The sequence below is a fragment of the Sorangium sp. So ce281 genome, from assembly GCF_051527395.1.
Taxonomy (GTDB): domain Bacteria; phylum Myxococcota_A; class Polyangia; order Polyangiales; family Polyangiaceae; genus Sorangium; species Sorangium cellulosum_B.
Window position 1 is genome coordinate 1,845,063 of record NZ_CP150322.1, and the last position, 25,935, is coordinate 1,870,997.

At 72.0% G+C, this 25,935-nt stretch carries 22 protein-coding genes; 15 read left to right on the forward strand and 7 right to left on the reverse strand.

All coding sequences use genetic code 11. The features are described from left to right. The first annotated feature begins 91 nt into the window (after window positions 1-91). From WMF27_RS06975 to WMF27_RS07025, 11 genes are all read left to right on the forward strand, one after another. On the forward strand, window positions 92-1,144 hold the full coding sequence (locus WMF27_RS06975; protein WP_437769701.1) for an FG-GAP repeat domain-containing protein: 1,053 nt from the start codon (window positions 92-94) through the stop codon (window positions 1,142-1,144). Between the two features lie 85 nt (window positions 1,145-1,229). Further along, window positions 1,230-2,441: a DNA polymerase IV gene (locus WMF27_RS06980; RefSeq protein ID WP_437769700.1), complete on the forward strand. Its 1,212-nt coding sequence runs from the start codon at window positions 1,230-1,232 to the stop codon at window positions 2,439-2,441. Window positions 2,442-2,470: 29 nt separating this feature from the next. Then, a complete protein-coding gene (locus tag WMF27_RS06985; protein ID WP_437769699.1) occupies window positions 2,471-3,724 on the forward strand; it encodes an outer membrane protein assembly factor BamB family protein in 1,254 nt (417 codons plus the stop codon). A gap of 45 nt (window positions 3,725-3,769) precedes the next feature. Then, window positions 3,770-4,972, forward strand: coding sequence for an MFS transporter (locus WMF27_RS06990; protein WP_437769698.1), 1,203 nt, complete (start codon window positions 3,770-3,772; stop codon window positions 4,970-4,972). Between the two features lie 10 nt (window positions 4,973-4,982). Further along, the gene (locus tag WMF27_RS06995; RefSeq protein ID WP_437769697.1) at window positions 4,983-5,453 is read left to right on the forward strand and encodes a hypothetical protein; all 471 of its coding nucleotides are present in this window, start codon (window positions 4,983-4,985) and stop codon (window positions 5,451-5,453) included. A gap of 371 nt (window positions 5,454-5,824) precedes the next feature. Beyond that, window positions 5,825-6,979, forward strand: coding sequence for a hypothetical protein (locus WMF27_RS07000; RefSeq protein ID WP_437769696.1), 1,155 nt, complete (start codon window positions 5,825-5,827; stop codon window positions 6,977-6,979). 550 nt (window positions 6,980-7,529) lie between these two features. Continuing rightward, the gene (locus WMF27_RS07005) at window positions 7,530-8,738 is read left to right on the forward strand and encodes a hypothetical protein (RefSeq protein WP_437769695.1); all 1,209 of its coding nucleotides are present in this window, start codon (window positions 7,530-7,532) and stop codon (window positions 8,736-8,738) included. 243 nt (window positions 8,739-8,981) lie between these two features. Next, entirely contained in the window at window positions 8,982-9,527 is a 546-nt protein-coding gene (locus tag WMF27_RS07010) for a dihydrofolate reductase family protein (protein WP_437769694.1), read from the forward strand. A gap of 309 nt (window positions 9,528-9,836) precedes the next feature. Beyond that, window positions 9,837-10,919: a hypothetical protein gene (locus tag WMF27_RS07015; protein WP_437769693.1), complete on the forward strand. Its 1,083-nt coding sequence runs from the start codon at window positions 9,837-9,839 to the stop codon at window positions 10,917-10,919. A 284-nt stretch (window positions 10,920-11,203) separates the two neighbouring features. Then, window positions 11,204-12,064, forward strand: a complete 861-nt coding sequence (locus WMF27_RS07020) for a HipA family kinase (RefSeq protein WP_437769692.1) — start codon at window positions 11,204-11,206, stop codon at window positions 12,062-12,064. Next, window positions 12,042-12,488 (forward strand): DUF3037 domain-containing protein, encoded by a 447-nt coding sequence (locus WMF27_RS07025; protein WP_437769691.1) that lies wholly within the window; start codon window positions 12,042-12,044, stop codon window positions 12,486-12,488. Before WMF27_RS07020 ends, WMF27_RS07025 begins: the two co-directional genes overlap by 23 nt. A 29-nt stretch (window positions 12,489-12,517) precedes the next feature. Here WMF27_RS07025 and WMF27_RS07030 read toward each other — a convergent pair whose 3' ends face one another. The 3 genes from WMF27_RS07030 to WMF27_RS07040 form a co-directional block, all read right to left on the reverse strand. Further along, window positions 12,518-13,441, reverse strand: coding sequence for a DUF808 domain-containing protein (locus WMF27_RS07030; protein WP_437769690.1), 924 nt, complete (start codon window positions 13,439-13,441; stop codon window positions 12,518-12,520). 181 nt (window positions 13,442-13,622) lie between these two features. Then, window positions 13,623-14,534, reverse strand: coding sequence for a ribosome biogenesis GTPase YlqF (ylqF, locus tag WMF27_RS07035; protein ID WP_437769689.1), 912 nt, complete (start codon window positions 14,532-14,534; stop codon window positions 13,623-13,625). Window positions 14,535-14,564: 30 nt separating this feature from the next. Further along, window positions 14,565-15,275 carry a DsbA family oxidoreductase gene (locus tag WMF27_RS07040; RefSeq protein WP_437769688.1) on the reverse strand — a complete coding sequence of 237 codons (711 nt, stop codon included), beginning with the start codon at window positions 15,273-15,275 and terminating at the stop codon, window positions 14,565-14,567. A 490-nt stretch (window positions 15,276-15,765) separates the two neighbouring features. Between WMF27_RS07040 and WMF27_RS07045 the strand changes: the two genes are divergently transcribed. Together WMF27_RS07045 and WMF27_RS07050 are read left to right on the forward strand one after the other, a co-directional pair. Further along, window positions 15,766-16,773, forward strand: a complete 1,008-nt coding sequence (locus WMF27_RS07045; RefSeq protein ID WP_437769687.1) for a DUF2167 domain-containing protein — start codon at window positions 15,766-15,768, stop codon at window positions 16,771-16,773. 622 nt (window positions 16,774-17,395) lie between these two features. Next, the gene (locus WMF27_RS07050) at window positions 17,396-18,679 is read left to right on the forward strand and encodes a DUF6896 domain-containing protein (RefSeq protein WP_437944522.1); all 1,284 of its coding nucleotides are present in this window, start codon (window positions 17,396-17,398) and stop codon (window positions 18,677-18,679) included. 192 nt (window positions 18,680-18,871) lie between these two features. On the opposite strand, the gene WMF27_RS07055 is transcribed toward WMF27_RS07050, so the two are convergent. The 4 genes from WMF27_RS07055 to WMF27_RS07070 all read right to left on the reverse strand — a co-directional run bounded on the left by WMF27_RS07055 (window position 18,872) and on the right by WMF27_RS07070 (window position 24,202). Continuing rightward, window positions 18,872-19,582 carry a GNAT family N-acetyltransferase gene (locus tag WMF27_RS07055; RefSeq protein ID WP_437769685.1) on the reverse strand — a complete coding sequence of 237 codons (711 nt, stop codon included), beginning with the start codon at window positions 19,580-19,582 and terminating at the stop codon, window positions 18,872-18,874. A gap of 91 nt (window positions 19,583-19,673) precedes the next feature. Continuing rightward, window positions 19,674-21,371 (reverse strand): rhomboid family intramembrane serine protease, encoded by a 1,698-nt coding sequence (locus WMF27_RS07060; RefSeq protein ID WP_437769684.1) that lies wholly within the window; start codon window positions 21,369-21,371, stop codon window positions 19,674-19,676. 135 nt (window positions 21,372-21,506) lie between these two features. Then, a complete protein-coding gene (locus tag WMF27_RS07065; RefSeq protein WP_437769683.1) occupies window positions 21,507-23,156 on the reverse strand; it encodes a protein kinase domain-containing protein in 1,650 nt (549 codons plus the stop codon). A gap of 272 nt (window positions 23,157-23,428) precedes the next feature. Next, window positions 23,429-24,202, reverse strand: a complete 774-nt coding sequence (locus WMF27_RS07070; protein WP_437769888.1) for an endonuclease/exonuclease/phosphatase family protein — start codon at window positions 24,200-24,202, stop codon at window positions 23,429-23,431. A gap of 79 nt (window positions 24,203-24,281) precedes the next feature. Here WMF27_RS07070 and WMF27_RS07075 point away from each other — a divergent pair, with 79 nt between their 5' ends. Then, window positions 24,282-24,752, forward strand: coding sequence for a GNAT family N-acetyltransferase (locus WMF27_RS07075; RefSeq protein WP_437769682.1), 471 nt, complete (start codon window positions 24,282-24,284; stop codon window positions 24,750-24,752). Between the two features lie 58 nt (window positions 24,753-24,810). Beyond that, the gene (locus WMF27_RS07080; RefSeq protein ID WP_437769681.1) at window positions 24,811-25,929 is read left to right on the forward strand and encodes a DUF4185 domain-containing protein; all 1,119 of its coding nucleotides are present in this window, start codon (window positions 24,811-24,813) and stop codon (window positions 25,927-25,929) included. Window positions 25,930-25,935 lie beyond the last annotated feature (6 nt).

Sequence of the window (25,935 nt, forward strand, 5' to 3'; positions counted from 1 at the left end):
GCCCACGGGCGAGGTCGCGCATTCCCCCCAGGATCGGCGGCCTTGCCGCGCACCCGGCGCAAGAGAGGCGAGCGTGACGAGTCCTGTGGTCGTGACCAAGTATCTGTGTGCCGCCGCCGCGATTCACGCCGTGCTCGGCTGCGCGGCCGGCGTCGACCTGCTCGACGAGGGCGGATCCGCGGCGGCTGCGGCTCCCACCCTCGGGGTCGCAGAGCAGCGGGCCAGCACCTACGGGTGGCGGGTCATCCAGGCGATCGACTACAATTTCGACGGAAAGCAGGATGTGCTCTGGATCGACCCCGAGCGCAGCCTCATGGCCATCTGGTTCATGGACGGAGTCCAGCTGCTCGCGCCGGGCCCGATCGTCCGTGGGCCGGCCGGTAGAGGCTGGGTCGCCATAGGGAACGACTTCAACCTCGACGGCATGGCGGACGTGATCTGGCGTCACGATGAGCGGAATCTGATAACCATCTGGCTGACGGACGGAGGCCGGCCGTTCGCGCAGGGCCCGATGCTCCCCGGGCCGCGAGGCGGAGGCTGGGTGATCCGGCCGAACGACTCCAACCGCAACGCCGCCTCGGATGTGCTCTTTCACAGCGACGAGCAGAACCTGATGACGGTGTGGCTGATGGATGGCGTCCAGCCGCTCGCGCCGGGCCCGTTCATCCCGGGGCCGGGCGGCGACTGGGAGATCGGCCCCGTGCCCGACGTCAACTTCGATCGCATCGCGGATGTGATCTGGAACGACGAGGTGCACAACCTGATGACGGTGTGGCTGATGAGCAACACGGAGGTCATCGGGCGGGGGCCGGTGATCCCCGGGCCGAGCGGCGAGGGATGGGACGTCCTCTGGGCGGCCGACTTCAACGCTGACGGCATGGCGGACGTGCTCTGGACCAACGAGGAGAGGGGCCTCGTCGCCGTGTGGCTGATGAATGGCGTCGAGCTCCTCGACGCGGGGCCGGTGATCCCCGGGCCGATCGGCGGCGGCTGGACAGCGATCACCGCCGGCGACGTCAACGCCGATCTGATGGCGGATGTCGTGTGGCAACGCCTGGGGACGAGCCAGATTGCGGTGTGGTTGATGAACGGCACCCACGTCCTCTCGCCAGGGCCGGTGATCCTGGGCCCCCCCGGCGGTTGACCCGACCCGGGCGGCTCGCGGCGCGCGCTGGCGTGCTCCGGCGGTTGATCCCGGCGCGCTTCTCGGGTGCGATCGGCGCCCCGCGATGCGACAGATCCTCCACATCGACATGGACGCGTTCTTCGCGTCGGTCGAGCAGCTCGACGACCCGTCGCTGCGAGGCCGCCCCGTCCTGGTGGGCGGCGCCTCCCGGCGGGGCGTCGTCGCGGCCGCGTCGTACGAGGCGCGCGCCTCGGGCGCCCGCTCGGCGATGCCGATGGTCGAGGCGCTCCGCCGCTGTCCGCAGGCGATCGTCGTGCCGGTGCGGCACGCCCGCTACGCCGAGGTGAGCGCGCAGGTCTTCGCGATCTTCCGCCGCTTCACGCCGCTCGTGGAGGGGCTGTCGCTCGACGAGGCGTTCCTCGACGTGACCGCGAGCCGCGCGCTCTTCGGCGACGGCGAGGCGATCGCGGCGCAGATCAGGCGCGCGATCCGCGACGAGACCGGGCTCACGGCCTCCGCCGGCGTCGCGCCGTGCAAGTTCGCCGCGAAGATCGCGAGCGATCTGCGAAAGCCCGACGGCCTCGTCGTGGTCCCCGGCGACGTCGCCGCCTTCCTCGCGCCGCTGCCGCTCGAGCGCATGTGGGGCGTGGGCCCGCGCGCGGCCGAGCGGCTGCGCGCGGCGGGGCTCGCGACCATCGGCGATCTCGCGCGCTGCCCCGCGCCGCGCCTCCACGAGCTGCTCGGCCCCGCGTGGGGCGAGCACGTGCGGCTGCTCGCCGCGGGCGCCGACGAGCGCGCGGTCGTCCCGGGCCGCGCGGCGGAGTCGATCGGCGCGGAGGAGACCGTGGAGGAGGACCTCCGGGGCAGGGAGCCGATCGAGCATTGGCTGCTCGATCTGTCGGGCCGCGTGGCGCGGCGCCTGCTCAAGGCGGGCCTGTCCTGCCGCGCGGTGGTGGTGAAGCTCAAGTACGCGGACTTCACGCTGCGGACGCGCCAGACGACGCTGTCCGAGCCGGTCAGCGACACGGACTCGATCTACACCTGCGCGAAGGGGCTGCTCTCGCGCTTCGATCTCTCGCGGCCGGTGCGGCTCGTCGGCGTCGCCGCGAGCGACCTGACGAGCGAGACCGGCGGCCCGACGCTGAGCCTGTTCCCTGTCGCCTCCGAGCGCCGCCGGCGCCTCGAGGGCGTCGTGGCGGAGGTGGCCGAGCGCTTCGGCGGGAAGGGGCTCACCCGCGCGGCGCTGCTGGAACCCCCGCCCTCGGGCCGCGCGGCGTCGCGCGCGGCCCCGGGCGAGCGCGAGAAGAAGAAATAGGCGGGCTCGAGCTCGTGTAGAGTGGGACGATGGCTCGGATCGTCGATTCCAGGTGTCCGCGCTGCGGCGCCCCGCTGCCGATTCAGCCGGCGATGGATGCAGTCACCTGCCAGTACTGCGGCGCGCGGTCGCTCATCGATCGCGGCAGGAAGCCGACCACCGCGCCGATCCCGCAGGGCATGCACGTCGTCCGGGTCGCCCCGCCGTCCAGCAACGCGGCGGGGGTCATCGTGATGTCGGTCGTCATGGCCATGGTCATGGCCGGCGCGGCCGCCGGCGCCTTCATGTTCAGCGCGTCGGGGCCGTCCAAGGGCGGGTCGGCGCCGCTCCCCGGCCTGGGACCGAAAGCGTACTTCAGCGATCGGCCGATGCTCGCCGACGTGAACGGCGACGGCGCGCCGGACGTGATCGGCAAGAGCAACGTCCCCGCCGGCGAGGAGTGGATCGCGGCCTACGACGGGCGCGACGGCAAGCCGATCTGGAAGACGGCGGCGCTCACCAAGGACGCGGCCAACCACGAGGCGCGGCGCGCGATCGCCTCCGGCCGTCTGATCTCGATCGACGCGCTCGGCAAGGTGCAGGCCTATGATCTGCGCACCGGGACGCCGTCGTGGTCGGCGTTGCTCGGCGAGAAGGCGAGGCGGCTGTGCCAGGGCGACGGGGTGATCGTCGTCGAGACGGTCGACGACGCGAAGCACGGGCTCGAGCCGGCGACAGGGAAGCGGCGCGAGCTCGCGAAGGACGCGGCCTGCAAGGCGGTCCCGAGCTCGATCCAGGAAGAGGCGCCCGGGTATCGGTTCGCCCGCTGGCACGAGTTCAACGAGCTCGGGCTGCCCGGCTCGCATGAAGTCGAGGGCATGTCGGTGCGCAGCGCGCTCATCCCGAGCGGGCCCGGGCCGCGGTTCTTGCTCGGCGGCCGGAGCAAGGGCAGCCAGGTCGGCATGGTGGCCGCGGTGGACAAGAAGAAGGTCCTCTGGAAGATGGAGGTGCCCGGCGTCGACCCGCTGACCACGAGGGCCACGGGGGTGGACGCAGGGGCCTATGAAGGCGGGTTCCTGGTCATCCCCTATGACATGAAGGATCACAAGGACGGCACGCGCCTCGCCTGCTTCGAGGCCGGCACCGGCAAGCGGCTGTGGGACGTGCAGGTCCACAAGAAGTCGCAGGTCTCGTCCGGGATCGCGATCTCGGCGAACGATGTCTTCTTCGCCAGCTGGACGGCGCTTTACGTGTTCTCGCTGAAGACGGGGCAACTCAGGTACAGGATCGGGACCGAGTTCTAGGCGTCCGGCGCGCCCGCGGCAGCGCGGGCCCCAGGGCTCCCCGCCATGTCGTCGGTCCAGCAGAACCCCTGGCGCATCTGCGTCTACCACGGCGTTCAGTCGCTGATGTTCCCGGCGGCCATCTTCCCGCTGTTCTGGACGCAGGACATCGGCATGAGCGTGGCCACCATGATGACGGTGCAGGGCGCGTTCAGCCTGAGCATCGTGCTCTTCGAGTTCCCGTCGGGCTACATCGCCGATCGCCTGGGCCACCGCCGCGCGCTCGTGATCGCCGCCTTTTGCATCCTGATCGGCTGGGTCCTCTACGCGCTCGCGCGCGGGCTCTGGTCGGTGCTGCTCGCCGAGCTCGTGCTCGGCGTCGGGTTCTCCCTTGTCTCGGGGGCGGACTCCGCGCTCCTCTTCGACTCGCTGCGAGAGCAGGGCAAGGAGCACGAGTTCGCCCGCTGGTACGGCCGCATGCGCTCGATCGCGCAGATCGCCTCGGGGAGCGCCGCGCTCGCCGCGGGCTTCCTTTACGCGCGCTGGTCCCGCCTGCCGTTCGCGATGGAGGCCGCGGCCTGGGCGCTCGGGGCGGGGATCGCCCTCCGGTTCGGCGAGACCCGGCGCGCCGAGCCGAAGGTCGAGGACCACCTGGGCCGCATGCGCGCGATCGTGCGCGACGCGCTGCTCGAGCGCGCCGACTTCCGCGCGGTGCTGCTGCTCGGCGTCGCGCTCGCGCTGGCGTCGTACCTGCCGACGTGGCTCATGGCGCTGTACGCGACCGAGGCCGGCGCCCCGGTCGCGTGGATAGGCCCCATGTGGGCCGTCGCGAGCTTCACCACCGCGCTCGGCTCGATGCTGAGCGAGCGCGCCGGCCGCCGCCTCGGCATGACGGGGACGCTGCTCGCGTGCGTCGTCCTGGTGGCGGTCGGGTACCTCGGCCTCGCGCTCTCGCGCCACGTGCTCGGGGTCGCGTTCTATTTCCTGCTCACGCTCGTGCGCGGGCTGCACATGCCGCTGCTCCACCACGAGGAGCAGCGCCTCGCGCCCGACGGCGATCGCGCGAGCTGCGTCTCGCTCCGCAGCTTCCTCTTCCGCCTCGCCTTCGTGCTGCTCGGGCCCGTCGTGGGGATGGGCGTCGATCGCTATGGGCACCGCCCCGTGCTGTGGGCCTCGGGCGCGCTCCTCGTCGCGCTGACGAGCGCGGCGTTCGCCCTGTTCGTCGCGCGCGCGGCGCGGCGTGATGAGGCGCGGGCGCCGCGGTGCTAGGGCGCCTGTCATGAAGAAGATCGAGAGAGAGGAAGAGGTGGACCGGCTCGTCGAGCTCGTCGGCGCCGGGACGTGGGACGTCATCCACGGGATCCTGGAGCGTCAGTTCGCCGTCCTCCACAACCGCGCCCAGGTGCTCATCGGTCTGTGCGGCATCGTCATCACCACGACCGGCTTCTCGGGCCGCCTCATCGCCGGCACCAGCCCCCACGCGCAGGGGCTGATCATCGCCGGTGTGGCGATCGTCCTGCTCTCCGCGACCCTGATCGTCTGGGGTGTGCAGCACATCCGCTGGCTCACCCAGCAACCGGGCGACGACCTGCGCGGCTGGCTCTTCGCCTCGCTCGCCTACCGCGATCGCAAGACCTCGATCTACCGTGTCGCCATCGCGTTCCTGCTGGTCGGCCTCTCGTTTTATGTGATCGCCATTGCCATGATGCTACTCCACCCCACCGCTGCCCCGTCGCCGGGTGGGCGCTGAGCCCTGCGCCCCGATGACCGATGGGCCGCGCCGCGGGCGCCGCGCGGCGCGCGCCCCCGTGGCCTCGACATCGCACCACGGCCGAGCGGCCAGGGACGCTCAGCCGCCGGCGCCGGCGGGCGCCCGCGCTCCGGACGCGACTTCGCAGGTGGCATGATGTGGCCTCTTCACGCGCATTGGCGCAGCCATCGGTGATCGCGAAATGCGCTGAACTGTAACGACGGATCTACACGTCCGTGTTGTTGAGAAGTTGCTCTGTCCAGGATAGTCTCGTCCCGTGCTGTTTGGCTCTCGGGCGCGATCGGAGCCGCTGGAGGCGAACGGCGGCATGGGCCGCGGGGCCTCGCGGGATGGATCTAGGAGGGGCTAGGATGAGAACAGTTCGTTCTACAGCGGGATGTGGGCTGCTGGTTTTCGCGTTCGCCGTGATGGGTTGCACGGACAACCCCGCGAACCAGGACGGTACGGGCGGGGGCTTCCCCTTCCCCCCGAGCACATCGTCGGGCCTCTCGGGCGCGACCAGCAGCTCGAGCGGCGCAGCGACCACCGGTGAGGGCGGCGCAGGTGGTGGTGCCGGCGGCGGTGTGGGTGGAGGCATCGTTGATCCGGGCGATGGCTGCCCTGGCTGCGCGCGGCTCTCCGTGCCGCTCACGAGGGCGACGCAGGCCACGCAGTTCATGATCTTCTTCCACGAGAAGGTCGACCTGACCGGCGCGACCGTCACGTTCCGCGTGAGGACCCGTGCCGGCACGAGCGGCGCTCTGCAGCCGTTCGTGCAGAACGGGGGCGATCTCGGCTATGCGAACATCGGCTACTCGTGGAACCCGCTTGTCAACCTGGGAGAGTGGACGGAGATCAAGGTCGATGTCGATGAGCTGGCTCCGTCAAATACATTCTTCAACCGCACCGTGGTGGAGATGATCGGGGTTCAGGTCACGGCGGGCAACACGGGGCCCTGGGCCAACCCGACCGTCGTCGATGTCGACTACGTCACGGTCACGAGACCCGGCACGGGCGAAGGGGCTCCGAGCAGCCAGCGCTTCTTCTTTGGCGCTAGCGGGGAGCGCGGCGAAGGCGGCGCCGGGGGCGAAGGCGGCGCCGGAGGCGCGGGCGGCGCCGGGGGGATGAGCGGCGCCGGAGGCGCGGGCGGCACCAGCGGTGATGGCGGCGCGGGGGGTATGAGCGGCGCAGGAGGCGCGGGTGGGGTGGCCGGGGCCGGAGGCGCGGGCGGCGAAGGGGGCGGCAGCGCGAGCAGCAGCAGCAGCAGCAGCAGCGCGAGCAGCAGCAGCAGTTCGAGCAGCAGCAGCAGCAGCGCGAGCGGCGGAGGCGGCGAAGGCGGCGGAGGCGGCGAAGGCGGCGGAGGCGGCGAAGGCGGCGGAGGCGGCGAAGGCGGCGAAGGCGGCGGCTCCAGCGTCGATGTGATTCATGTGATGGGTCCGTACGAGTTCACGACGAGCGAGGAGCCGATGGAGATCAACAATTACCAGCCCGTGGAAGGCTCGACGGTGACCCACGTCGCCCCGTGACCCCTGGCTATCCCGTGGCGCCCGCTGTACCCCGTCAGCGAGGTTCACGAGGCGTGTTGAAGCATCCATCTGAACCGATCTGACGACGATTCCGGGCGCGACGGCGAGGGGCTCGACGAGCAGAGCGCTGCCGCGTCCGGAGGTGCCTTGAATGATCGAGGTGCGCCGTCGGTGGCGTCGTCGCGGCGACGACGGTCGCTGATGAAGCGATTGGCATGAGAGCGCGCTGATCCGCGCTCTCGGGATGCCGCGCTGTGCTCGGGCTCGACTCCGCAGGTGGTCTCATGTGGCTGCCGCGCCCCGCTTTGCTCGACTCAGGTGGTCTCATGTGGCTGCCGCGCTCGCAGCGGCGCCAGCGCCGAGCGATGCCGAGCGTGTTGGGTTTTGGTGACGGATTCGCACGTCCGGACTGTTGAGAAAGTTGTCTGTCCGGGATAATGTCGCTGCTTGCGGGGCTGGCTCGGTAGAGATCGAGTGCGGTGAGAGCCGCTCCGGCGAACGGCGGCTTAGGTCGCGCAGCCTCGCGGGGGCCTATCCAGGAGGGGTCACGATGAGATCAGTACTTTCTTTTGCGGCGTACGGGGTGCTGGTTGGCGCGTTCGCCATGACGGGCTGCGGTGACGACGAGTCGACCGGCAGCGGCGGTGCGGGCGGGACGGGCGGCGGGAGCTCGTCCACCTCCAGCACGTCGTCGAGCTCGACAAGCTCCGGCTCTGACGGCGGAGGCGGCGCGGGTGATGGCGGTTCAAACGCGGATGGCGGCGGTGGTTCGAGCGACGGCGGCGGTGGTTCGGGCGACGGCGGCAGCAGCCCGGGTGTTGGCGGCGGCGGCAGCTCGGGCGAAGGCGGCGGCAGCTCGGGTGAAGGCGGCGGCGGCTCGGTCCCGGAGGAGCGTTGCTCCGGTTGTGCGCGGCTGTCCGTGCCGTTCACGACCGCGAACACAGCGACGCAGTTCTTCATCGAGTTCGCCGCGCCGGTCGACCTGACGGGGAGCACGGTCACGTACCGCGTGAGGACCCACGCCGGCACCAGCGGCGGCGTGCAGCCGTTCGTGCAGAACGGGGCGGACCGGGGCTATCAGAACATCGGCTATTCGTGGAATTCGATCTCCGGCCTGGGAGACTGGCAGGAGATCACGATCGATGTCGACGCCTTGGCCGGGTCGAAGCCCCTCTTCGAACGCACGGAGGTGAAGTTGATCGGACTCCAGCTCACGGCGGGCGGCACCGGGCCCTGGACCAACCCGACCGTCGTCTACGTCGACTCCATCACCGTCACGAAACCCGGCGCTCCGAGCGCCGCGCCGAGCGGCGAGCGCGGCGAGGGCGGTGCCGGCGGCGAAGGCGGCGCCGGCGGGTGGAGCGGCGAAGGTGGCGCCGGCGGGTGGATTGGCGTGGGCGGCGCCGGTGGAACGAGCGGGGACGTCGGCGCCGGCGGCGAGAGCGGCGTGGGCGGCGCCGGCGGCGAGAGCGGCGTGGGCGGCGCCAGTGGCGAAGGCGGCTCGGCCGGTGTCGGCGGCGCGGGCGGCGAAGGCGGCTCGGCCGGTGTCGGCGGCGAAGGCGGCACAGCCGGTGTCGGCGGCGCGGGCGGCGAAGGCGGTTCGGCCGGTGTCGGCGGCGCGGGCGGTGAAGGCGGCGGCTCCAGTGGAGAGGTGATCCACGTGGTGGGTCCGTTCGAGTTCACGGCCGGCGCGGAGCCGATGGTGATCGGCAACTACATGCCGGTGGCCGGCTCGTTGCTGACCCACATCGCCGAGTGATCCCGGCCCAGCCGGGGAGCGCGCTGCACCGGACGCAGCGAAGCGCGCAAGGCGCGCCAGAGCATCCAACAGCCTGAACCCTGACAAAGCCAGCCGGAGGGGCTCGACAGCCCCCCCGGCGAGCTTTCTCTGGTGGCGCTGGCGCGAGCTGCGCGATGAGAATGGCCTCGACGCGCCAGGACCCGGTGCGCTCGATGGACGGACCCCCGGCGAGCTCAGGACAGCGTATCAAGGAGGATTCGAATGAGAAAGATCGTCTATGACATCGCGGTGACGCTCGACAACTTCATCTCGCACGAGGACGGCTCGGTGGACGGCTTCGCGATGCAAGGAGAGCACGCCGCCGATTACGTCGAGCGCCTGAAGGGCTACGACACCGTCGTGATGGGGCGAAGGACGTACGAGTGGGGCTATCCCTTCGGGCTCGTCCCCGGGAAGCGAGCCTACCCGCACATGGCACATTACATCTTCTCGAAGACCCTCCGCTTCGGCGAGGGCGCCGAGGTGGAGGTCGTGGACCGTGACGAGATCGCGGCCCTGAAGCGCCTGAAGGAGGGCCAGGGGGCCGATATCTATCTCTGCGGGGGCGGCGCCTTCGCCGGCTTCCTCCTCGATCACGACCTCATCGATCAGCTCGTCCTCAAGGTGAACCCCATCGTCTTCGGGCACGGGATCCGGCTCTTCGGCGGCAGCTCCAGGAAGGTCGAGCTGGCGCTCCTCGGCGCGACGTCGTACGCGAACGGCGTGTCGCTCCTCCGGTACGACGTGAAGCGCGAGGGCGCGGCCTGAGGGGGCCGCCCCGGCGAGGGCGTGCCGCACGATTCCGTCGCGGCGCCGTCGTCGGGCCCGTCGCGGCGCTTTTGTCGGGCGTGCGCCGAGCGCCGCGCCTCGACGGGGGTGATCTGGTTGGCGGGCTCACGCGTTCGGGCTGTTGAGAAAAATTTCTGCCCAGGGTAGTTTGCGCCAGGCGGCTGGCTCGGAGGAGCTGGCGGGCGGCAGCAACCGCCATGGCGAACGGCGGCCCGGGCTGCGTGGCCTCGTGGTGCACATCAGGAGAGGGTCAGGATGAGATCAGTTCTTTCTTTGGCAATGTGCGGGATGCTGGTCGGCGCATTCGCCATGACGGGTTGCGGTGATGACGACACCACCGGCAGCGGCGGTGCGGGCGGCGCGGGCGGTGAGACCAGCTCCAGCACGACGTCGAGCTCGGGCGGCGGCGAAGGCGGCGCGGGCGGCAGCGACGGCGGCGCCGGCGGTGAAGGCGGCGAAGGCGGCGCGGGCGGCAGCGACGGTGGTGCCGGCGGCGAAGGCGGCGCCGGCGGCGAAGGCGGCGCCGGCGGCGAAGGCGGCGGGGCCCCCGACATCGGTCCCGGTCCGGAGGAGAGCTGCTCGGGTTGCGCCCGGCTGGCTGTGCCGCTCACCACGCCTTCCACGGGGACGCTGTTCCAGTTCGACTTCGCTCAGCTGGTCGACCTGACCGGCGCTACCGTCACGTTCCGTGTGAAGGCTCAAACCGCCACCGGCGGTGGCGTGCAGACGTACGTACAGAACGGACCTGGAAAGGACGGAGCACCGGGCTGGGTGGGCGTCCCCTGGGCGTGGACGGACTTGAGCGATCTGAAAGAGTGGACGGAGCTCACCATCGACGTCGATTCCGCTGCTGCGGCGGACACGGCGTTCCACAAGGACGCGGTAAAGCGCATCGGCATCAAGGTCGACGCAGGTGCCGAGGGGCCCTGGGCCAACCCGACCATCGTCTATATCGACTCCATCACCGTCACGAGGTCGGCTAGCACGAGCGGTTCGGGCGGCGCCGGCGGCGCGGGTGGTGCCGGCGGCGCGGGTGGTGCCGGCGGCGAGGGCGGCGCTGGCGGCACGAGCGGTGAGGGCGGTGCTGGCGGCATGAGCGGCGAGGGCGGCTCGGCGGGCGCCGGTGAGGGCGGCTCGGCGGGCGCCACCGGTGAGGGCGGCGCTGGCGGCACGAGCGGCGAGGGCGGCTCGGCGGGCGCCACCGGTGAGGGCGGCGCTGGCGGCACGAGCGGCGAGGGCGGCGCCGGCGGCGCGAGCGGCGAGGTGGTCCATGTGATCGGTCCGTTCGAGTTCACGGACGGGCTGCAGGGCTTCCAGGTCGGCGACTACCAGCCCGTGCAAGGCTCGAGGCTGGATCCCCTCGGCGAGTGATCCACGAGGGCCTGCGGCGCTCGCTCTCCCGCTGCTGCGCGGGGCGAGCGCCCGGGCCGCCTCATCGATCATCGAGGGCGCGCTCCCCGGTGCGCTCAACTCGACCAGCGTCCCCGTCTCACGTAACTGCGGGGGGGCTCTGGCCGACGGCGGGATCTTTTGAACCGCCAAGGACGCCAAAAACGCCAAGAAAAACACAAAAATCTTGGCGCCTCATGGCGTCTTGGCGGCCCTATCCTTCCGGCAGGGTGGGGGAATCCCCCCGCCCGCTACGCTGCTGCGGCATGATCCGAACCGTCCACACGACCCGCTACGTCACCCCGCTCCGCGAGGGCGGGTCGCTGCCGGCGCTCGTCGAGGCCGACGACGACGGGCTCTATGTCCTGAAGCTCCGCGGCGCCGGTCAGGGGCCGAAGGCGCTCATCGCGGAGCTCGTCGCCGGGGAGATCGGGCGCGCGCTCGGGCTCACGGTGCCGGAGATCGTCTTCATGGAGCTCGACCCCGCCTTCGGGCGGGCCGAGCCGGATCCGGAGCTGTCCGACCTGCTCTCGGCGAGCGCCGGCTTGAACCTCGCCCTCGACTACCTGCCCGGCTCGCTCGCCTTCCAGCCGCTCGCCGGCCCGGCGATCGACCCGGGGCTTGCCGCCGCCGTCGTCTGGTTCGACGCCTTCATGAGCAACGTGGACCGGACGCCCAAGAACCCCAACCTGCTCCTGTGGCACCGCCGCCTCTGGCTGATCGACCACGGCGCGGCGCTCTATGTCCACCACGCCTGGACCGACGCGACCGACCCGCGCGCCGACGCGGACGACCGCTTCCCGCTCGTCAAGAGCCATGTCCTGCTCCCGTTCGCGGGCGATCTCGCCGCGGCCGACGCCGCGCTGAGCGCCCGGCTCACGCCCGAGCGCATCGCGGGGATCGTCGCCGCGATCCCGGACGCGTGGCTGGCCGACCAGGCCCCCCGCGCCCGGCCCTCGGGCGAGCGGCGGTCCGCGTTCTCGCCCGACGCGGTCGATGCGCCGCAGCCCGACGCCGCGCCGGTCGCGGCGCGGCGCGCGGCGTACGCCGCCTACCTGACCCACCGCCTCGCGTCGCCGCGGGGCTTCGTCGAGGAGGCGCTCGATGCCGCCCGTGCCCGGCGGTAGCCCTCTGCGCGCGCGCGACGCCGACGCCGCCGACCCGTTCGATTACGCCGTGCTGCGCGTGGTCCCGCGCGTGGAGCGCGGCGAGCGCGTCAACGTCGGGGTGGTCCTCTTCTGCCGCGCCCGGGGCTTCCTCGACGCGCGCTTCGAGCCCGACGAGCGGCGCCTGCTCGCCCTCTGGCCCGACCTCGACCTGGAGGCGGTCCGCGGCCACCTCGACTTCATCCGCCGCGTATGCGCCGGCGATCGGGCGTGCGGGTACGTCGCCGAGCTCCCCCAGGCCGAGCGCTTCGGCTGGGTGGTGTCCCCGGCGAGCACCGTCGTCCAGCCCTCGCGCGTCCACGCGGGCCTCGGCGCCGACCCGGCCGCGGCGCTCGAGCGGCTGCTCGCGACGCTGGTGCGGCCAGGGCGGTCCGGACAGGGCTGAGCGGCGCGGCGCGAGCCCGCGCCCGAGGGTCAGTGGCCGTCCTTTTCGCGGTTCATCGCCTGCTTCACCGCGGTCACGACGCCCAGCACGACCGCGCCGGCCGCGACGCCGACGACCATGTTGGCGAGCGACGGCACCACGGCGCCGAGCACGGCGCCGGCGCCCTGGGTCATGTCCTCGATGGGGTGGTGCAGCCACGGCACGCCGTGCGTCAGGATGCCGCCGCCGACGAGGAACATCGCCGCCGTGCCGGCGACCGACAGGCCCTTCATCAGCCAGGGCGCCGCCCTCAGGATGCCGCTGCCCAGCGACTGCTGCAGATCGCCGCTCTGGCGGCTCAGGTAGAGGCCGGCGTCGTCGAGCTTCACGATGCCGGCGACCAGGCCGTAGACACCCACCGTCATCAGCACGGCGATGCCGCTCAGCACGGCGAACTGCGTGCCGAACGGCGACGCCGCCACGGTGCCCAGCGTGATCGCGATGATCTCGGCCGACAGGATGAAGTCGGTGCGCACCGCGCCCTTGACCTTGTCCCTCTCGAACTCGACGAGGTCGATCTTCGGATCGGAGAGCGCCTGCACGAGCTCGGCGTGGTGCGCCTCGTCCTCGTGCTTGCTGTGCAGCACCTTGTGGGCGACCTTCTCGAAGCCCTCGTAACAGAGGAAGGCGCCGCCGACCATCAGCAGGGGCGTGACGGCCCAGGGCGCGAAGGCGCTGATCGCCAGCGCCGCCGGCACCAGGATGGCCTTGTTGAGCATCGAGCCCTTCGCCACGGCCAGCACGACCGGCAGCTCGCGGTCGGCGTTGACGCCCGTCACCTGCTGCGCGTTCAGCGCCAGATCGTCGCCCAGCACGCCGGCGGTCTTCTTGGCGGCCACCTTCGTCAGCACGGCAACGTCGTCCAGCACGGTGGCGATGTCGTCGATCAGGGCGAGCAGGCTGCTTCCGGCCATGGAGTGAGGTCCTCGTCGGGTGAATGGGGGAGGGAGCGTAGGGAGCGTGGCGAACGTCACGGGCGGCGCCGCTGGGCAGCTGCCGCGGTGGGCATGGTAGCGGGCGTCGGCGGCCTTCGGGTCGAAGATCCTGGGCGCCGACGTCGATCGGCCGGCCTGGCCGTCGGCGCCGCGCTTCGGCTCACGCGCTCTCTTCGATCCCCGACGGCGACTCCAGCCCCGGCGGCTCTTCCAGGCTGATGCGCCCGAGCCGGCCGGCGCGGAAGTCGTGGACCAGGATGTCCGACGCCTTGTGCAGGTCCACCGACCCGCCGCTGCGCAGGCAGCCGCGGCGGCGGCCGATCTCCTCGATCAGCGCGGCGGCCGTCTCCGGCAGCTCCTTCAGCTTGTAGCGGGCGACGAGGAGCTCGGGGTAGCGCCGCAGGAAGTACCCCGCCGCGAACAGGGCGACGCTCTGGTAGTCGATGGCCGTGTCGGGGATCGCCCCGCCCACGGCCAGGCGGAACGAGGCCGCCTCGTCGTCGATCTTGGGCCAGAGGATCCCCGGGTTGTCGGAGATGGCCATGCCGGTCTTCAAGGTGACGAGCTGCTGGCTCTTCGTGACCGCGGGCTCGTCGCCGACCTTGGCCACCTTGCGCTCCATGAGCGCGTTGATGAGCGTCGATTTGCCGACGTTGGGGATCCCCACGATCATGGCCCGCACCACCTTGCCGGGGCCGTTCTTGGGGGGCGCGAGGCGCTTGCAGAGCTCCGGGATCCGGCGCCGCGCCTCGGACGACTGGCTCGCGGAGATCGCGATCGCGAGCACCTGGCCCGCCGGCGAGGCGCCGCGCTCGGCCTCGTCAGGCGGCGCGGCGCGCTCCGCCTCGAAGTAGCGGAGCCACGCCGTGGTGACGGCCGGGTCCGCCAGATCGCTCTTGTTCAGGACCTTGATGCACGGCTTCTGGCCGCGCAGCTCGGCCAGGACGGGGTTCTCGCTGGCCAGCGGCATGCGGGCGTCGAGCACCTCGATGACGACGTCCTGCGACGGGATCGACTCGGCGATCGTGCGCCGAGCCTTGGTCATGTGGCCTGGATACCATTGGATCGACATCCGTCGCGGAGCTCTATCACGCCCTGCGGCTCACGCGCACCCGTCCGGGCCGCAGGCCGCCCCCTCGGGGAGCGCCTGCTCGGGCGCGTCGGCCGCCTCGTCCCACGTCTTCTGGAGCACGCCGAGGAGGGCCTCGGCCGGCTGCGCGCCGGAGACGCCGTACCGCCCGCCGAACGCGAAGAAGGGGACGCCCGTGATGCCGATCGCGCGCGCCTCGGCCTCGTCGGCCCGCACCTCGCGCGCGTGGGCGTCGCTCGCGAGCGCCGCGCGGACCTCCTCCGGGTCGAGCCCCGCCTCGCCGGCGAGGCGCGCGAGCACCTCCGGCTCGCCGATGGCCTCGCCCTCGGTCATGTAGCCGCGGAGCAGCCGCTCCTTCACCGCGTCCTGCACGCCGCGCTCGGCCGCGAGGTGGAGCACGCGGTGCGCGTCGAAGGTGTTGCCGGGCCGGACCTTGTCGAAGCGGAGATCGAGGCCGTCCGCCGCGCCCACCTCGGTCATCTGCCGGATCATCGCCTCGGCCTTGGCGACGGGCATGCCGTACTTCTTCGCGAGGCGCCCGGCGTAGGACACGTCGGTGTCGAGGACGCGCTTCGCCGAGGGGTCGAGCTCGAACGCGCGCCAGACGACCTCGACGGCCTCCCGGCGCGGGAACCTGGCGAGCGCGGCCTCGAGCCGGCGCTTGCCGACGTAGCACCAGGGGCACGCGATGTCGGACCAGACATCGACACGGAGCTTCTTCATGGCGGTCAGGGTAGGGCGCAGCGGCGCCGCCGGCCAGGCGGCGTGCGTTGCGGGCGGGAAGGGCGCCTGCGCGGCGGTCGGGGAGGGGTCGAGCTCGCCGGGGAGAGCTGAGCCTCCGTGTACGCCCGCCTGGGGGAGGCCGTCCCTTCGCGGTGGCGGATTGCTCCGGGCAGCCACGCACAGGTCGACTGGATGAATCTGGCCGGAAGGTGTCGTGCACCCAGCCGGATCATGGCGCCGCATGTCCATTAGCGGTGCTTGGCGGAGGGAATCGGCTGTATTGCATTCGCGGCGAAAGCACGTTTCTGACGCGCCCCGCCCCCCTCCTGGAAAAATGACACTGCATCAACAACTTATCCATGCGTTGAAGGAGCTGCCTTCTCCATAGCCTGCGGGAGCGCCACGCTGCGCTTGTGCGCCATGGAGCACTCTGGTTGAATGCCCCGAATATTCTCGAAGACGGCAGGGTGTTCCGTCAGGAGTGGGGAAAATGTCCAATCGTCAACTCGCTTCGATCGCTTCGGTGGCCCTGGTGCTCGGCGCGAGCGCGCTCGCCGCGGCCGGGGACCCGAGCCCTGCCGCGCCCGCCGGGGCCGCGGCCGGAGCGGCGAGCGCCGTGCCCGCGGGGGCCGCGCAGCCGGCTGCGGCGGAGCCATCCGGCGACGCAGCGCGGGAGCCGACGGCGGAGGAGATCGCCGCGGCGATGCAGAAGTTCGATGCCGAGCTGAAGCTCCAGAGCGGGAAGGTCACGGTCGGCGACAACCTGGCCGAGCTCGACGTGCCGGAGGCGTTCCGCTTCACGGGCCCGGAAGGCACCAGGAAGGTGCTCGAGGCCTGGGGCAATCCTCCGGGGTCCGAAGCGCTCGGCATGCTGTTCCCGGCCGGCCTGAGCCCGATCGCGGACGACTCGTGGGGGGTCGTGATCAGCTACGTGGAGGAGGGCCACGTCGACGACGACGACGCGAAGGACATCGATTTCGGCGAGCTCCTGGCCGAGATGCAGAAGGACACCGGCGAGGGGAACCTGGAGCGCCAGAAGGCGGGCTTCCCCGCCGTGCGCCTGATCGGCTGGGCCGAGCCGCCTCACTACGATCCCGCGACGAAGAAGCTGTACTGGGCCAAGGAGCTCGAGTTCGAGGGCAACGAGCACCACACGCTCAACTACTCGATCCGCGTGCTCGGGCGCAAAGGCGTGCTCGAGCTGAACGCCGTCTCCGGCATGAAGCAGCTCGCGTCCGTGCGGGGCGAGATGCAGAGCGTGCTGAAGTTCGTCGAGTTCAAGCCCGGCAACCGCTACGAGGACTTCAACGAGAAGATCGACCAGGTGGCCGTGTACGGCATCGGCGCCCTGGTCGCGGGCAAGGTGGCGGCCAAGGCGGGGCTGTTCAAGGGGCTGTTCGCCCTGCTGCTCGCCAGCAAGAAGCTCGTCATCTTCGGCCTGGTGGCTGTCGCGGGCGGCGCCAAGGTGCTGTGGGAGCGGATCCGCGGGCGCGCTTGACGTTCGGCGAGTTCTTGAAAGCCTTGCGTCGTTCGAAGGCGCATACGAGCGGCTCCTTGAACTTCACGCAGCGGGAAAGCTCGGCGCCGGAACGGCCGATTCCTCAGCGGGGACCTCGAAATCGTCAGGCGGATCAACCAGCTGATCGGGCCGGGTCGGACAGTGGCGAGGTGCGTCAATCGGCCCAAGAAATACATGCTTTGGCTGAGCCATGCGCGCGGGCGTTGAAGGGGCGATGTGTTGCCCGCTGGATCATAAAAGCAATGAATTCGATGGGATGGCAGCACATGAGGTCATGGAGCGTGACCTGCCTGGTACCTTCGGTGTAGCGGGCAATGCCAGCAGGTTTGAGACAGGCTGCCGCCCAAGTACTGGCCGCGAACCCGCGATCGCCTCGTGGCCGACGAGATGAAGCTGCCCCCCAGCGCTCACGTCGACGCCCGCCCCCCCCGCCTTGCCGCGCACGCTCAGCCGCGTCACGACGACGCCTGTGCATCCCGTCCTCGTCGCAGTTCGCGCCGTCCTAGCCGCGGGCCCGGTCGCCGCCGGTCCGCCTCCTGACCCGTGGCACGCGTGGCTCCTCGTGGCGCTCGCGCGGCAGGTCGCTCGGCAGCGCTGGCTGGTGCGGGTCCAGCGTGAGCGCCTCTCTCATGCCTCCCGCCGTGGCGACGTACCGGGCATGCCGGGCTGGAAGTTTTACTTTCACGGCATCGGCCTGTGCCTGACCGCACCCGACGGCGAGACGATCGACGTCGACGACCACGGCGATAACGGTCTCACGATCGATCCCTGGTTCTTCACGCAGCGCATCCTGAGCCTCCCTTGCCCCGCGCTCCCCGAGCGGCGCCTGCTCGCATATCTTCCGACCGCGGACGTCATGGCCGCCGCGATCCGCGAGCTCACCCGGGAGGGACTGCTCGTCGTCAACGAGCGCGGGCACGTCTTCCGCGTCGCCCCTGAAATCGAGGAGAACGCCGGGGCGTTCGCCTCGATCGACTTCTCCGACGCGTCCCTCCGCGCTCGCTGGGCGGAGCACCTCGGTGATCACGAGCTGCTCGCCGTCGAGCGGCCCTCGGCGGCCACCCAGGCGCGTGCCGCCGCGCAGCGCGAGGCCTACAGGCGGTACTTGCTCGCGGGGATCGCGAGCGAGGCGACGGCAAGCGCGTTCATCGAGCCCCTCGAGGCAGCGCTCGATCCGGCGGAGTTCGTCGATGTGTGCGCGGGGCTGATCGACGCCTCGGTGAACGCGACCTCTGGGCGCGCGATCGAGCGGCTCGACGTCCACCCGGACTACCCCGTCTGCCCGGCGGTAAGCAGGCTGCTCGCCCGCGCGGACCCGGCGCTGCATCATCCCTACGCCGTGCACGCCGCGGCCCGGTACCTGCTGCGCCGCGGGATCGAGCGCGATCGCGCGGTCGAGGTGGTGCTGGCGTTCGCGCGCGTCGAGGTCGTCGAGGGCTACCTGGGCAACCCGTTCCTCGGCGAGCTTGCCCTGCTGCTCCTCGAGCATGCGCCTCCGCACGCGCTCGCCGCGCTCCGCCGGGGGCTGCGATCGAGCACGCCCGCGGTCCGGACGGACGTCGCCGCAGCGCTCGCGGCGCTCGGTCAGGCGTGGTGCCTTCGAGAGCTCCTGCTCGCGCTGGACGACGCCGCCACGTTCGAGGAGTCGGCCGCCGTGCGGGCCGCGCTCTCGTGGATTGGGTCGGGCGAGGCGCGCGCGGCGGTGAGGTACTGGACGCAGACCCACGTTCTGCGGACGACGGAGGGCCCGGGTTATGGATGGGAGGAGGTCCAGGAGGCCTTCGCCGATGAGTCGCTCGAGTACGAGATCGACGAACGTCGCGCCTGGGCCGACGCGATCCGACCGGGGATCGATCCGGACTTCGACCGCGTGGTGTGGGGATGAAATGCAGGTGGTGGGGAATTCCCCCATTCTGCCGGAATGATGGAGCCGCCAAGACGCCATGAGACGCCAAGATTATTCTTGTTTTCTTGGCGTCTCATGGCGTCTTGGCGGTTTAAAAGACGCCACCTTCGGCCAAAGTACCCTACCACCGGGCGACGCGGCGCCGCCTCGCCGCCGCCCGGTCACCCCCGCTTACCGCCGGTCCTCCGCGCCCATCAGCGCGGAGAGGCTCTGCCGCTGGCGGCCCGCGCCGTCGAAGTTCGATGGATCGAGCCAGCGCTCGAACGCCGCCTTCGCCGCCGGCCACTCCTTGTCGATGATCGCGTGCCACGCGGTGTCGCGGGTGCGCCCCTTGACCACCGCGGCCTGCCGGAACACGCCTTCGAAGCGGAACCCGAGCCTCGCCGCCGCCGCCCGCGAGCCCGCGTTGAGCGCGTCGCACTTCCACTCGTAGCGCCGGTAGCCGAGCTCGTCGAACGCCCGCCGCATCATCAGGTACATCGCCTCCGTCGCAGCAGGCGTCCTCTGAAGGAGCGGTGAGTACCTGAGGTGCCCGACCTCGATGACGCCGCTCTTGGGGTCGATCCGCAGGTACGCCGCGACGCCGACCGCCCGTCCGGTCGTCGCGTCGATGATCGCATGGAACAGCGGATCATCGCCCAGGCACGTGGCGTCCATCCAGGCGCGGTAGTCCGAGAGGGTCGCGAAGGGCCCATAGGGCAGGTAGGTCCAGCCCCGCCCCTCCGCGTCCGCGAGGTTGGCCGCATGGAGGTCCGCCGCGTGCCTCTCGGGATCGATCGGCTCGAGTCGGCACGTGCGCCCGAGCAGGATCTCGCGCGGCGGCAGCGGCCGCGGCGTCCAGCCGGGGAGAGGGTGGCCGATCGGCTGCATCAGAGAATTCATGTGCTCCACGGGATCGCTACCTCCGCAAGGTGGTTCGCTGACGGCCCCGGCCCCGGCCCCGGCCCCGGCCGCGGGCGCCGCCCGCCGCGTGTTACTGCGCTCCGATCGTCGCTGCCACCCTGTCCTCGATCCCTTCCCATGTCGCCGGCCGATCCGCCGTCGAGTAGGCCTGGAGCATCACCTCGCGGTCCCCCAGCACGACGACGTAGCTCACCATCTGTACGCCGTTCTTGAGCCCGTTCTTGACGCTCACCGCCGGCCGCCCGCCCAGCGTGACGCGCGCCGCCGGGCCCTTCGTGACGGTGTTCGCCGGCCGTTGCTCGTCGAGCACCTTGCGCTCCTGCTCGAGGAGGTCGTCCAGCTGATCGGGCGGCACCGGGCCCTCGAGCGGGAAGACGGCGACCTGGAACACGACGGGCGTCCGGGGCAGCTTGCCGTACGTGTGAAAGCGGACGCCGGACAGCTCCTCCACGGACGCGGCGCCCGCGAGCGCCTCCGGCAGGTCCAGGGCGACGCCCGTGTCCGCGACCGCGGTGCGCGTCAGCGCCGGCGGCGCGCGGAGCTCCCACGGGCGGCCGGCGGCGAACGCCGTCGCCACGGACAGCGCCATCGCCGCGGCGGTCAGGGCGGCCGCCGCCGTGAGGAGGGGGCGCGGCCTCGGCTCGGCGTCCGCCGCGCGCTCGCGCCGGTCCACGGGCGTGAGGCCCCGGGGGAGGACCGTGACGACGAGCGCGAAGCCGACGACGCCGCCGCCCAGGTGCGCGAGCAGGTCGACGCCGGGCTGAAAGCTGTAGACGAGGTTGATCCCGAGCGGCAGCCACGCGCGGCTGCGCATCTGCGCGATCATCGCGGGGGGCAGCAGCCCGTGCGGCCGGAGCGCGACGCCGATGCCGGCCGTCATGAGGCCCCAGATCGCGCCCGACGCGCCGACGCTCCACCGGTCCTCCAGCATCGCGCTCGCGAGCGACCCGCCCAGCGCCGAGGCCCCGTAGAGCAGGAGGAAGCGCCGCGGGCCGAGGAGCGCCTCGAGCATCGGGCCGAAGGACCACAGCGCCAGCATGTTGACGAAGAGGTGGATCGGGTCGGCGTGCAGGAACGCCGAGGCGAGGAGCCGGTAGAGCTCCCCATGGCGCACCGCCTCGCCGCTGTTGGCGCCCATGCGCCACAGCGCCGCCTCGTGGGTGCCCGGGCCGAAGGCGTAGCTCACGGCGAGGAGCGCGGCGCACGCGATCATGAGCGTCGCCGTGACGCGGCGGCTGCCCCTCAGCCGGTCGACGATCGCGCGCTCCTGCTGCGCGAGCGCCTGCCCCTCGGCGAGCGCCTCGGCGAGCGCCTCGGGCTCGAGCGGGCCCGCCTCGGCGAGGCGCTCGTGGGCCCGCTCGAGGGCCGGAAGGGCCTGCCCCTTCACGCGCGCGAGCTCGCCCGCCGCGTCGAGGTGGTGGAAGCCCATCGGCACGGGCTGCACGAACGGCGCGACCTTGGCGAGCGCGGCCTGGCCTGGGGCAGCGCCGCCGCCCACCAGCACGACGTGCGTCGGCGGCCCGCCGGCCCGCACCGCCTTCACGAGCGGCTCGAGCAGGGCGTGGATCTCGTCGGCCGTGGGGTCCCCCGGCGCCGTGACGAGCGCGATCTGGAGGGGCGCCGACCTGCCCGCGAGGAACGCCAGGCCCGGGTCGCAGCGGAGCAGCACGAGGGCGTCCGGCCCGCGGAGCAGCGCGGCGAGCAGGCGGTCGCGTCGAGCCGCCGCGTCGTCCCCGGGCGCACGGTCCATGATCGGCAGATCCACCACGCTCGCTTCTCCTCCTGCTTCCTCCTCCCGCGAGAGGTCGCGCGGCGAGCGTAGCCGAAAGGCGGCGCGCAGGATCGCGGAGCGCGCCCGGCGAGCCGCCGCGCTCGTCCCGGGTCGGCGCGCCCGGCCTCCTCGCTAGGGCATGTGCGACGCCCGCGCCGCCACCTCGCGGCGGAGGGCCTCCGTGACCCCCGGCAGCTCCCTGAGCCAGTCCCGCGTCGGGCGATTGCGCATCAGCCAGGCGACGGCGTCGTCCATGGTGCTGAACACCTCGTAACGAAGCCGCGAGCGGCTCAGCAGGATGAACTCGATGGCCACGTTGCGCACGAGCGACGCCTTGAAGCCGTGGCCCTCGAACACCAGCGCGGCGCACATGCCGCGGGCCGCGAGCTCCCTGGAGAGCTCCGCCAGCGAGCTCCGGACCTCCCGCCCCGCCGGGACGGTGTTCTCCTCGAGGATGACCAGCGTCGCCTGCAGCTCGCTGCCGCGCTCGCGCAGGATGCTCCGGACCTCGCTCACCGCGGCTGCCGTGGTGTGCCGGCGCCAGATCTGGAAGAGGAGGCCCTTCCAGGTGGCGACGCAGTGATCTTCGTCCAGCGCGTGGAGGAAAGGCCTCGTCGCCCTGCTTCCCCCCTCGCTGCGCGGCGGCGGCGAGCTCGCGGGCGGCGCGGGATCGTCGTGATCCCTGAGCGGCGGGGCCGCGAGCGTGCTGTTGAAGCAGGCGGAGACCGGGGCGGGCGGCCTCGCCGTGACCATGCCGGCCGGGGAGGCCTCGGGCGGAGGGAGCGAGCTGCGGCGACGCGCCGCCGCGGCGCCGAGCGACGCCTCCGGCGGCGGGAGCGAGGTGCGGCGGCGCGACGCCGGCGCGGTCGACGCCGGCGCGGTCGGCGCGGTCGGCGCCACGCGCGCGGCGCCGTCGAGGAGGCGATCGAGGACAGGGCACATCGCGGACGCGCTGGTGAAGCGGGCGAGGGGGTCGCGCTCGACGCAGCGAGCGAACCAGGCGTCGAATCCGGCGAAGAAGGGCGGCAGTCCGAGCTCGCCCGCGCGCCGGCTCGCGGTGGGGATGGGCTCGAACAGGACTTCCCGGAGGAGCGCCGGGACGTCTCGGCCCTGCCAGAAGGGCTTGCCCGTGAGGACGAAGAACGCGAGGAGCCCATAGGCCCAGACGTCGCTCTGGGGGAGCGCCCCCTGGCTCTCGCGCGCTTGCTCGGGGGCCATCCAGAGGGGCGTGCCGACGGCGGCCGTCAGCGAGGCGCGCGCGTCGGCGATGATCTTGGCGATGCCGAAATCGAGCAGCTTGACCCGCGGCGCGGCGCCGCCGCCGGCTTCCTCGAGAAAGACGTTCTCGGGCTTGAGATCGCGGTGAACGATGCCCGCGCCGTGCGCGTCCTCGAGCGCGCGCCCGAGCTGCCCGAGGACGCGGCGCGCCTCCGCGATCGGGAGCGGGCCTGCGCGCTCGACGCAGGCGGAGAGGGTCTCGCCCTGGAGGAGCTCCATCGCGAGGTAGGGCAGGCCCGTCACGCCGTCGACGCCGGCGATCAGCACCTCGACGATGTGCGGCGACCCGATGAGCCCAGGCGCCCGCGCCTCTCGCTCGAAGCGGCGGCGCTCCTCGGGGTCGACGGCGCGCACCGGGTGCATGACCTTCACGGCGCGCTGGCGCGCGGTGCTGCGCTGGTGGCAGAGATAGACGCTGCCCATGCCGCCCGAGCCGAGCGGGCGCACGATCTCGAAGTCGCCGCCGATGATGCTGCCAGCGTGCAGGCGGTAGGGTGAATCCATGGCGCGGACCGAAGCGTTTGCGTACCGGAGCCCCCGCGCGTGTCGCGCGCGATACCGCCGATTCAATCATGTTGTCGGCCGCTGGCGAGCCGAAGACATCGCATCGTGTGCTGTTCCAGTGGCGTCGTCCCGGTCCGACCCGGTCACACCGGCGCTCCGTCCGCTGCTCGGGCGCCGCCGCCGCCGCGCTGGCCGTGAGGATCGCTGAGCGAACGGTGCTTCGCTGTTGCAGGTGCAGAGGCGTGGACGGATCCTCCGCGCGGCGCGCGGCGTCAGGAGAGCTCGGCGACGACCGCGTGGTGGTCGGACGCGGCGCCGACGTCGATGACGTCGGCCAGCGCGAGCCGGCCGGCGAGCCGCGGCGACAGCAGCACGTAGTCGGTCCGCGTCTCCACCTGCGCGCCGTCGCGCCCGCGCAGCGCGGTGAACCAGCGCGAGGAGCGCGGCCTCAGGAGCAGGGCGTCGGCCCAGCCGAACGCCTCGATCGAATCCATCGTGTCGAACCGCGGCGGGCTGCCGTACTTCTCGATGCCGGCCGCCGCGAGGCGCGCGCCGAGGTCCGCGGGGTAGGGGTCGCGGCGCGACAGCGCGTTGAGGTCGCCGGCGAGCGCCCAGAGGCCCGCGGCGAACCGGGCGGGCGGCACGAGGGAGAGCAGCCAGCGGGCCTCGGTGAGCCGGCGATCCTCGCTGCCGGCGTTGAGGTGGGTGCCGAGCACCACGAGCGGCTCGCCGCCCAGCGAGAGCTCGACCTCGACGAGGCAGTGCGCCAGCGCCTCGGGCGCGTGCACGCGCGCGCCGGCGAGCGGCGCCCGGCTGACGACGGCGACGTGGTTGCGCCTCCCGTTCGGGCGCGGGTTGGCGTTGCCCAGGACGGCGTGCCGCTCGCCGGCGGGCGCGCCGATCGCCTCGGCGACGGCCCGGAGCCGGGCGCCGTCCTCCCAGCCCACGCACTCCTGGAGGACGAGCAGATCGGGGCGCGCGGCGGCGACGATCGCGAGGATCGCCTCGAACCGATCCTCGCCGCCGAAGAGGATGTTGAAGGTCATGATCTTCACGGTCCGATCAGGCTAGCTCCTCCGAGGCCGGGGCGGCTGCGCGGAGCAGTCAAAAGGCGCGCTGAACCGGGTGGACGCGGCGCCCGAGACGGCGCACGAAGCGGGCATGGCCGGCGACGTCCTCCCGATCCGCAGCGACTCGCCGCTCTACGCCGGCGCGCTCCGCCTCCGGCGCGAGGTCTTCGTCGGCGAGCAGTCCGTGCCCGAGGACATCGAGATCGACGAGCTCGATGCCGTCGCGCAACACTTCGTGGTCCTCGACGGCGGCGAGGTCGTCGCGACGATGCGGATCGTGCCGTACGAGGGCGCGCTCAAGGTGGGCCGCGTGGCCGTAAGGAAAGACCTTCGCGGCGCGGGCCTCGGGCGGCGGCTGATGGAGGAGGCGATCCGCGTGGCCGGGGCCGAGGGCGCGCGCGCGCTGGTCCTGAACGCCCAGGTCGCTGCGGCGGCGTTCTACCGCAAGCTCGGCTTCGTCGAGGACGGGCCGATCTTCGACGAGGCGGGGATCCCGCACACGAGGATGGTCCGGCGGATGGCCTGAGAAGGCCAAAATCTGCTCCGCCGAGCTGCACGGTCGGCTGTCGTGAGATGATGGTGTCATGTGCACCTTGCTCCGATCCACCGCACCCTGCCGTTCCGTCGCCAGGGTCCTGGCGCTCCTGGTCGTCGCGGCGTGCGGCGGGGAGCCGGGCCCAGGCGTCGAGTCTGCCGAGGAGATCGGCGTCATCGAGAAGAGCTCGTGGATCGACGGGCGCGACGGTGGGGACAGCGCTGTCGCGTGGGGCAAGTCGGTCTGGGTCTATGGCGATACCGTTCTCACCAACGCTGACGAGGCCGGGACCAACTGGCACCATAACTCGTTCGACATCTCGGACGATCTCGACGCGTCGGACGGCATCGGTGGCTTCTCCTCGCCGGCCGATAGCGTGGGGGCGCCGGGGTATTTCATCGCGCCCACCGCGGGCGAGCAGGCGTTCAACGACGCTCACGCCGGTGATGACTGCGCCGAGGCGCCGTGCGGCGCCCGGTGGGCGGTGTGGCCCGGGGCGCCGGTGTTCGATGCGGCGCGCGACCGCGCTTTGATCCCGTATGGCCTCATCTATGCGGAGCCGGGCGACTTCAACTTCCGCGGCGTGGGCCAGTCGTTCGCGATCTGGGGGGGCCTCGACGAGGCGCCGGAGCGGCCGATCGTGGACGCGGGCGCCGAGCACCCCGACCTGCTCTTCGGGGAAGGCGAGCCCGGCTGGGGCGCCGCGCTGGTCGCCTACGGCGACGACCTGTACACCTTCGCGTGCGACGGCGGCCTGTCCAAGCCGTGCCGCCTCGCGCGCGTGCCGCTCGAGACGCCCCTCGACCGGGGCGCCTTCCGCTACTTCGACGGCGATGGCTGGAGCGACGACGCCGGGGATGCCGCGGAGCTGTTCGACGGCGCGCCCATCATGTCCGTCTCGTACTGCGAGCACCTCGGGGCGTGGCTCGCTGTCTACTCGCCCCCGTTCGACCACAGGATCGTGGCGCGCACCGCCCCGGACCTCACCGGCCCCTGGTCGGACGAGGCCACCCTCTATACGGCCCCCGAGGAGCGCGCGCCGTACGACTCGGTCCACCACGCGGAGTACGAGGAGGACGGCGGCCGGGTGCAGTACATCACGTACTCGCGGCCGACGAGCGGCTGGTTCGGGTCGGAGTTCGCGCTCGTCCGCGTCGTGCTGAAGTGACGGGCG